Here is a 7,902-nt window from a genome sequence, read left to right on the forward strand (position 1 = left end):
TGATCTTGGCCTCGTATTCCTGCGCGCGGCGCGACCACATGGTGCGCTTGATGCGAGCCCGGCCAGTCAGGACGTGGAGCGCCTTCTGCATGCTGGCCGGCTCGGCGAGCTTGCGCATGCCCACGCTCGCGGCCTTGGCCGTCGGCACGCGCAGGACCATCTTGTCCTTCTCGAAGGAAACGACGAAAAGCTCGAGCTTGAAGCCGGCGATCTCCTGCTCCTCGATCGCCGTGATGCGGCCGACGCCATGAGCGGGGTAGACAACCGCTTCACCGACCTTGTAGCCCTGCCGCTGAGCCGTCTTCTTCGCGCTTGTCATCGACACGCCTTCCTTCTCGCCCGCGCCTCGCGGACGTGGTGTGGTATCCAGTTTCGGGCGGAAGCCATGTCCCGCGGGACGCTCGTCCCCCGGGGCTCCATGTCCCGTCGCGATCCCCCGGAGGCGAGCGGCCCGCTCGCTCCCGGTCCCGGCGCCGACGACAAAACCGCCTCGCTTCGCCAAAACGCCGGCGAAGTCGACTCGCGATCCTGTATGGTAAGCATCCGGGCTCAGGCCCGATCCGGCCGGATCGGGCAGGTTCTTTCTCTTAACACACTATGAGTTGAAAATCAAAGGAATTTCGGCCCTCTAGACCATCGCGGCAGGGCGGGGCGAATGGTAGAGATGGTTAACGGACGGGCCGCGCGAGGCGGCGGCCAGCAACGGAAGGGACGGAAACGATGAGTCAGGCGATCAAGTCGGGCGGGCCAAAGAAGAGCGCGCTTCAACCTTTCGTCTGGGACGATCCTCTTCTCCTGAACGAGCAGCTCACCGGCGACGAGCGCATGATCCGCGACACGGCGCGCAGCTATGCGCAGGACAAGCTGCTGCCCCGCGCCGTCGACGCCTATGCCCACGAGAGGACGGACCGCGAGATCTTCAACGAGATGGGCGAGCTCGGCCTCCTCGGCGTCACCCTGCCCGAGGATTACGGCTGCGCGGCGGCGAGCTACGTGTCCTACGGCCTCGTGGCCCGCGAGGTGGAGCGGGTCGATTCCGGCTACCGCTCGATGATGAGCGTCCAGTCCTCGCTCGTGATGTATCCGATCTACGCCTATGGCGACGAAGGCCAGCGCCGGAAATACCTGCCGAGGCTTGCATCCGGCGAATGGGTGGGCTGCTTCGGGCTCACGGAGCCCGATGCGGGCTCCGATCCGGGCGGCATGAAGACGCGGGCGGAGAAGATCGACGGCGGCTATCGCCTGTTCGGCTCCAAGATGTGGATCTCGAACGCCCCCATCGCCGACGTCTTCGTCGTCTGGGCGAAATCAGCCGCCCACGACAACCAGATCCGCGGCTTCGTGCTGGAAAAGGGCATGAAGGGCCTCTCCGCGCCCAAGATCGGCGGCAAGCTCTCGCTGCGCGCCTCGATCACGGGTGAGATCGTCATGGACGGGGTCGAGGTGAGCGAGGAGCACCTGCTCCCGAACGTCTCGGGCCTCAAGGGGCCGTTCGGCTGCCTCAACCGGGCGCGCTACGGCATTTCCTGGGGCGCGCTCGGCGCGGCGGAGGATTGCTGGCACCGCGCGCGGCAATACACGCTCGACCGCAGGCAGTTCGGCCGCCCCCTCGCCCAGACGCAGCTCGTGCAGAAGAAGCTCGCCGACATGATGACCGAGATCACGCTCGGCCTCCAGGCGTCGCTCAGGGTCGGCCGGCTCTTCGACGAGGGCAGGATGGCGCCGGAGATGATCTCGATCGTCAAGCGCAACAATTGCGGCAAGGCGCTCGCCATCGCGCGAGAGGCTCGCGACATGCTCGGCGGCAACGGCATCATGGGCGAGTTCCACATCATGCGCCACGCCCAGAATCTCGAGACGGTGAACACCTACGAGGGCACCCACGACGTCCACGCCCTCATCCTGGGGCGGGCCATCACGGGCCTCCAGGCTTTCTATTGAGGAGAAGCGGATGCGCATTCTGGTGGTGGGGGCCGGGGCGACCGGCGGATATTTCGGCGGCCGCCTCGCCGAGGCCGGGCGCGACGTGACCTTCCTCGTCCGGCCCGGACGGGCGGCGCAGCTTCGCGAGAAGGGACTGGTGCTCCTCAGCCCGCACGGGGACGTCACGCTGAGGCCGAAGCTCGTCGGGGCGGGGGAGATCGAGGGGCCGTTCGACCTGGTCCTGCTCACGGTCAAGGCGTTCGGCCTCGACCAGGCCCTCGCCGACATCCGGCCCGCCGTCGGGCCGCAGACGATGATCATGCCGGTCCTCAACGGCATGCGCCATCTCGACGCGATCCGGGCTGCCTATGGCGAGGCGCTGGTCGGCGGGGTCTGCAAGGTCTCGACCACGATCGATCCCGAGGGGCGCATCCGCCAGCTCGCCCTGTTCCAGGAGCTGGCCTATGGCGAGCTGGACGGGCGGCCCTCCGAGCGCACGAAGCGGCTCGACGGCGTGATGCAGGGGGCCGGCTTCACCGCCCGCCTGACGCAGGAGATCGGCCGGGAGCTGTGGGAGAAATGGACGATGCTCGCCACCATGGGCGGCATCTGCTGCCTGATGCGGGGCACGATCGGCGAGATCGAGGCCGCCGCGGGCGGACGGGACTTCGTGCTCCGGTTCCTGGCGGAGGTGGTGAAGGTGGTCGAGACGGACGGGATCGCGCCGAGCGCCGCCTTCCTCGAATCCGTCACGAAGATGCTCACGCAGAAGGGCTCGCCCATGGCCGCGTCCATGTACCGCGATCTCCTCGGGGGGCTTCCGGTCGAGGCGGACCAGATCGTCGGCGACCTCGAGGCGCGGGCGCGGCGCCACGGCCTCGACACGCCCCTCCTCTCCGCCGCCCAGACCCATTTGCGGGTCTATGCGGACCGGCTGGCGCGGGGAGGCTGAGCTGCTAGCCGGGGCGGGTGAAGCGCCTCCCTGTCATCCCCGGCGCGCCGCAGGCGCGGGAAGGGGATCCAGGGGGGGCGCAGGCGGCTCTGGACCCCCTTCCCGGCCCTTCGGGTCGCCGGGGATGGCAAGGGAAGGCGCTCCTTACGCCGCCGCGCGGGCCGCCTTGTCCGCGGGGAGCGTGGATTCGACGGCCGCCGCGAGCCCCTGGGCCGTCGCGGCGCAGAGCGTCCAGCCGAGATGGCCGTGCCCGGTATTGTAGAAGATGCCCGGCCGCTTGCCCGGCCCGACGCGGGGCAGCATGCTGGGCATCATGGGCCTGAGGCCGCTCCAGGCGATGACGCGGTCCGTCTGCACGTCCGGGAACTGCTCGCGGGTCCAGCGGATCAGGGGCTCGATCCGGTCGTGCCGGATGTCGCGGTTGAAGCCGTTGAACTCGGCGGTGCCGGCGACGCGGAAGCGGTCGCGGCCGAGGCGGCTCGAGACGATCTTGGTGGCGTCGTCCAGGATGCTGACATAGGGCGCCGCCTCCTGGCTGCGCTCGTTGTAGAGCTGCACCGTGATCGAGTAGCCCTTGACCGGATAGATGTTCAGCCGGTCGCCGAGGGAGGCGGCGATCCTGCGGCTTTCGCAACCGGCGCAGATCACGACGCCGTCGGCGTTGATCGGCTCCCAGTCGTGAATGGTCGCATCGCCGTCGTCATGGCCGACCGGGAGCCAGCGCAGCTCGTAGCCGCCGCGGCTCGCCGGCTCGATCGCCTCGATCGCCGAATCGTAGCGGAACTTGACGCCGCGCCGCGCGCAGGCCGCCGCGAGGCCGCGGGTGAACTTGTGGATGTCCCCCGTCGAATCCGAGGGCGTGAAGAAGCCGCCGTAATAGCTGCCCTTCAGCGTCGGCTCGATGCGGCGGATGTCGTCGGGGCCCAGCGTCTCGCGCTGGAGGCCTCCTTCCCTGTAGAGGACGTCGACCTGGCCGGCTGTGTCGAAAGCCTCCTTGTCGCGGTAGAAATGCAGGATGCCGCGGCGCTCGAGATCGAACTCGATCCCCTCTTCCTGCGCCATCCGGAACATGTGCTCGCGGGAGGCGAGGGCAAGCCGCACGGTGTCGATCGTGTTTTCGCGGTACTTGCCGATATTGGCGATGAATTCCGCCATCCACGAATATTTGTGCCAGTTCGGGCTCGGATTCAGGAGGAGCGGCGCGTCGCGCCGCATCATCCATTTGAGCCCCTTCAGCACCGTCGCGAAGCTGTTCCAGACCTCGGCATTGGAGACCGAGAGCTGGCCGCCATTGGCGAAGGACGTCTCCATCCCGGCATAGCGGTTGCGGTCGAGGACGGTGACCTCGTAGCCCCGCTCGGCGAGGGCATAGGCGGTGGTGACGCCGGTAATCCCGGCTCCGATGACGGCGATATGTGGCATGATCTGACTCCCGGACGGTTTCGCCAACGGACCGGTGGCTCGGTCCCAGCGCCCCATCTGTCCCGGTACCTGAGAGCTTCGTCGGCCCGCGGGCCGGCGTCCCCTTCGGTGGGCGCTCGCGCGCCTCTCTCCAGATCGTCCTGACGGCGCGGTTCTTCTGCCTGAGAGTTTCCGGGGCGGTTGCTCCGTCGGCGCCGGAGGGGCAGCCGCCCTCCCGGTCTCTCCCGCATCGTCGTGTCGGACGCGCTTCCATACGCGAATCGGCGTCGCGCGACAACGACGGGAATGCGGGATCGGGCGGCAGAGGGCGCCCAAATGATGGTCGGAAGCGCGCCGTCCTGCGCAGATTGTCGGCGAGGCGCTTGCTTTCGCGGGGCTCTTCGAGACATCGGTATGTCCGGTCGGCAGCCGGGAAGGGCGCGCAGGGCGCAGCGAGTTCCCGCCGCCGGTCGCTCGACGAGGAGAAGACCCCATGCAAGCCGCCCTCGAATCCGATGCGCGCCCGTCGGAGGACGCGCCGCCCGACATGCGCAAGATCGCCTTCGCGAGCGTCATCGGCACGACGGTCGAGTGGTACGACCTGTTCCTTTTCGCGACCGCCTCGGCGCTCGTCTTCAACAAGATCTTCTTCCCGAGCTTCAATCCGCTGGTCGGCACCCTCCTCGCCTTCGGCACCTTCGCCTCCGCCTATCTGGCCCGCATCGTCGGGGCGGCCCTGTTCGGGCATTTCGGCGATCGCCTCGGCCGCAAGTCGATGCTTCTTTTCTCGCTCGTGATCATGGGCGTCGCGACCGCCCTGATCGGCTGCCTGCCGGATTACAACCGCATCGGCATCTGGGCGCCGATCCTCCTCCTGACGCTCCGCATCGTCCAGGGCCTCGCCCTCGGCGGCGAATGGGGCGGGGCGGTGCTCATGGCGGTGGAGCACGCGCCGGCGCACAGGCGCGGCCTCTACGGCTCCTGGGTGCAGATCGGCGTGCCGGCCGGCACGCTCCTCGCCAATCTCGTCTTCCTCGCCTTCAGCAGCACGCTGTCGAACGAGGCGCTCCTGAGCTGGGGCTGGCGCATCCCGTTCCTGCTCTCCGTCCTGCTCGTCGGGGTCGGCGCCTATGTCCGGCTCGCCACCACCGAGACGCCGAGCTTCCGCAAGGTCAAGGCCGAGGGCCGGCAGGTCAGGCTCCCCCTCCTCGAGCTGGTCTCGAAGAACTGGAAGACGGTCATCCTCGGCGGCGTCGCCACGATGTCCACCGGCTCCTCCTTCAACCTCATCGTATCCTTCGGCCTCACCTACGGGACCCAGACGCTGGGCTTCACCCGCAACGAGATGCTCTGGATCGTGCTGCTCTCCTGCGCGGCCTGCATCTTCCTCCTGCCCTTCTTCGGCTGGCTCTCGGACAGGGTCGGGCGCCGCCCGGTCATCATCGGCGGCATCGTCGCCGAGGCGCTCGTGGCCTTCCCGATGTTCTGGCTGATGGACACGAAGCTCTTCATGGGCGCGCTCGCCGGCTACATGCTGATGATGACGGCCTTCGCCGCCAATTACGGCCCCATCGCCACGTTCCTGGCCGAGCTGTTCGGCACCAAGGTGCGCTATAGCGGCCTCTCCGTCGCCTACATGCTCTCGGGGCTGCTGGGCAGCGCGACGACGCCCGTCGTCACGACCTGGCTGCTCGCGGCGACCGGCCGGGGCTCCTCGGTCTCCTGGTTCATGATCGGCACGGCGCTGCTCTCGGTCGCCGCCCTCGTGCTCCTGGCCGAGACCGTCAGGCGCGACCTCGCGCAGACCCCCTGAGCGCGGGGGGCTATCCGATCGACATCAGGCTCGCATTGCCGCCGGCCGCCGCGGTGTTGGTGGAGATCGAGCATTCCTCGACGAGACGCATCAGCTCGTAATCCAGGCCGCCCGCCCGGCCGGCCTGGACCGGCAGGATGGCGCCCTCGCGCTTGGCGAGCTGCCGCAGCAGGGCGAGGAGGTCGCCCGCCTCGCCCTCGAACAGCACCCCGGCCAGATCGCTCGCGTTCCAGTCCGCGACCGGGGCGATCCGCGAGGCGAGGTCCGCGGGCAGGCTTGCGAGTGCGGCCACGGCGGGATTGCCCTTCTCGACGACGGCCGTGTTCCCGGTCGCGAGGATCGCGCCGAGCTGCGTGAGGAGGCCGCTCTCGCTGCGGGCCAGGGCGGCGATGCGCCCGCGCGGGCGCAGCGTATAGAGGTTGCGCTCGCCGACAGGCCCCGGCAGTTCGAGGCTGGCGCCGAGGGCCGAGCGCGACAGGAAGCCGAAACAGGCCTCGGCCGCCTCGTCCCGCCCGGTCTGCTGGAGCCACGCCGCATAGGCGCGGGCGGGGGCCAGGGCCGCGCCCGCCGCGTCCAGGCCCTCGGTGAGGGCCGGGGGCGCCTCCGGCAGCAGGCGGCCGAGATAGAGCGGCCCGCCCGCCTTCGGGCCCGTGCCCGACAGGCCCGAGCCGCCGAAGGGCTGAACGCCCACCACCGCGCCGATGATGTTGCGGTTCACATAGAGGTTGCCGGCCTCGATCCGGCCCGCGACGCGGGCGATCGTCTCGTCGATGCGGGTATGGAGGCCGAAGGTGAGCCCGTAGCCCGTGCCGTTGATCGCCTCGATCAGCCGGTCGAGGTCGGCCCGCCTGTAGCGCAGGACGTGCAGGACGGGGCCGAAGACCTCGCGCTCGACATCGGCGATCCGGCCGATCTCGATGATGGTCGGCGGCACGAAGGTGCCCTTTTGCGCCGCCTCGGGCAGGGGCAGGCTCTCCACCGCGTGGCCGCGCGCCCGCATCGTCTCGATATGCTTCAGGATATTGGCCTGCGCCTCCGCGGTGATGACGGGGCCGATATCGGTCGCGAGATCGGCCGGGTTGCCGAGGGCCAGCTCGCGGAGCGCTCCCTTCAGCATCGCGAGGGTGCGGTCCGCGACATCCTCCTGGAGGCAGAGGATGCGGAGCGCCGAGCAGCGCTGGCCGGCGCTGTCGAAGGCCGAGGCGATGACGTCGCCGACGACCTGCTCGGCCAGCGCGGAGGAATCGACGACGAGCGCGTTCTGCCCGCCCGTTTCCGCGACGAGCGGGATCGGCTGGCCGTCCGGCGCGAGGCGCCCGGCGAGCTGCCCCTGGATCAGGCGCGCGACGGCGGTAGAGCCGGTGAACATCACCGCCATGGCGCGCGCATCGCCGACGAGCGCGGCGCCCGTCTCGCCCGCGCCAGGGACGAGCTGGACCACGTCGGCCGGGATGCCGGCCTCGTGCAGCAGCCGCACGGCCTCGGCCGCGATCAGCGGCGTTTCCTCGGCGGGCTTGGCGAGGACCGGATTGCCGGCGGCGAGGGCGGCCGCCACCTGCCCGGTGAAGATCGCGAGCGGGAAGTTCCAGGGGCTGATGCAGACGGCCGGGCCGAGCGCCGCATGCCGGTCCTGGCCGAGGAGGCGGGTGATCTCGGCGGCGTAGTAGCGCAGGAAGTCCACCGCCTCGCGCACCTCCGCGATGGCGTTGGGATAGGACTTGCCGGCCTCGCGCACGATCAGCCCGAGGAGCACCGGCATCCGCGCCTCCATGGCGGCGGCGGCGCGCTCCAGGCAGGCCGCGCGCTGGGCCGG

The 7,902-nt window shown here is 69.6% G+C and carries 6 protein-coding genes and 2 riboswitches; of the genes, 3 read left to right on the plus strand and 3 right to left on the minus strand.

All coding sequences use genetic code 11. The features are described from left to right. On the minus strand, positions 1-319 hold a 319-nt coding region (locus PKD06_RS11985; RefSeq protein WP_324380434.1), incomplete at its 3' end, for a CarD family transcriptional regulator. A gap of 401 nt (positions 320-720) precedes the next feature. Between PKD06_RS11985 and PKD06_RS11990 the strand changes: the two genes are divergently transcribed. Next, the gene (locus PKD06_RS11990; RefSeq protein ID WP_324380417.1) at positions 721-1,941 is read left to right on the plus strand and encodes an acyl-CoA dehydrogenase; all 1,221 of its coding nucleotides are present in this window, start codon (positions 721-723) and stop codon (positions 1,939-1,941) included. A gap of 10 nt (positions 1,942-1,951) precedes the next feature. Continuing rightward, positions 1,952-2,875, plus strand: a complete 924-nt coding sequence (locus tag PKD06_RS11995; protein WP_324380418.1) for a ketopantoate reductase family protein — start codon at positions 1,952-1,954, stop codon at positions 2,873-2,875. Between the two features lie 144 nt (positions 2,876-3,019). On the opposite strand, the gene PKD06_RS12000 is transcribed toward PKD06_RS11995, so the two are convergent. Further along, positions 3,020-4,297: a D-amino acid dehydrogenase gene (locus tag PKD06_RS12000; RefSeq protein ID WP_324380419.1), complete on the minus strand. Its 1,278-nt coding sequence runs from the start codon at positions 4,295-4,297 to the stop codon at positions 3,020-3,022. A 55-nt stretch (positions 4,298-4,352) separates the two neighbouring features. Further along, positions 4,353-4,433, minus strand: a riboswitch (glycine riboswitch). Positions 4,434-4,436: 3 nt separating this feature from the next. Continuing rightward, positions 4,437-4,534: riboswitch (glycine riboswitch) on the minus strand. Positions 4,535-4,769: 235 nt separating this feature from the next. Between PKD06_RS12000 and PKD06_RS12005 the strand changes: the two genes are divergently transcribed. Continuing rightward, positions 4,770-6,089 (plus strand): MFS transporter, encoded by a 1,320-nt coding sequence (locus PKD06_RS12005; protein ID WP_324380420.1) that lies wholly within the window; start codon positions 4,770-4,772, stop codon positions 6,087-6,089. Positions 6,090-6,099: 10 nt separating this feature from the next. Here the strand turns inward: PKD06_RS12005 and PKD06_RS12010 are convergent. Continuing rightward, on the minus strand, positions 6,100-7,902 hold a 1,803-nt coding region (locus tag PKD06_RS12010), incomplete at its 5' end, for an L-glutamate gamma-semialdehyde dehydrogenase (RefSeq protein WP_324380421.1).

It is taken from the genome of Enterovirga sp. (assembly GCF_035325185.1).
In the GTDB taxonomy this organism is placed as follows: Bacteria; Pseudomonadota; Alphaproteobacteria; order Rhizobiales; family Beijerinckiaceae; genus Enterovirga.

Coding starts and splice junctions, on each gene's coding strand:
- PKD06_RS11990 (WP_324380417.1), top strand. CDS start 721: ATGAGTCAGGCGATCAAGTCGGGCGGGCCAAAGAAGAGCGCGCTTCAA.
- PKD06_RS11995 (WP_324380418.1), top strand. CDS start 1,952: ATGCGCATTCTGGTGGTGGGGGCCGGGGCGACCGGCGGATATTTCGGC.
- PKD06_RS12000 (WP_324380419.1), bottom strand. CDS start 4,297: ATGCCACATATCGCCGTCATCGGAGCCGGGATTACCGGCGTCACCACC.
- PKD06_RS12005 (WP_324380420.1), top strand. CDS start 4,770: ATGCAAGCCGCCCTCGAATCCGATGCGCGCCCGTCGGAGGACGCGCCG.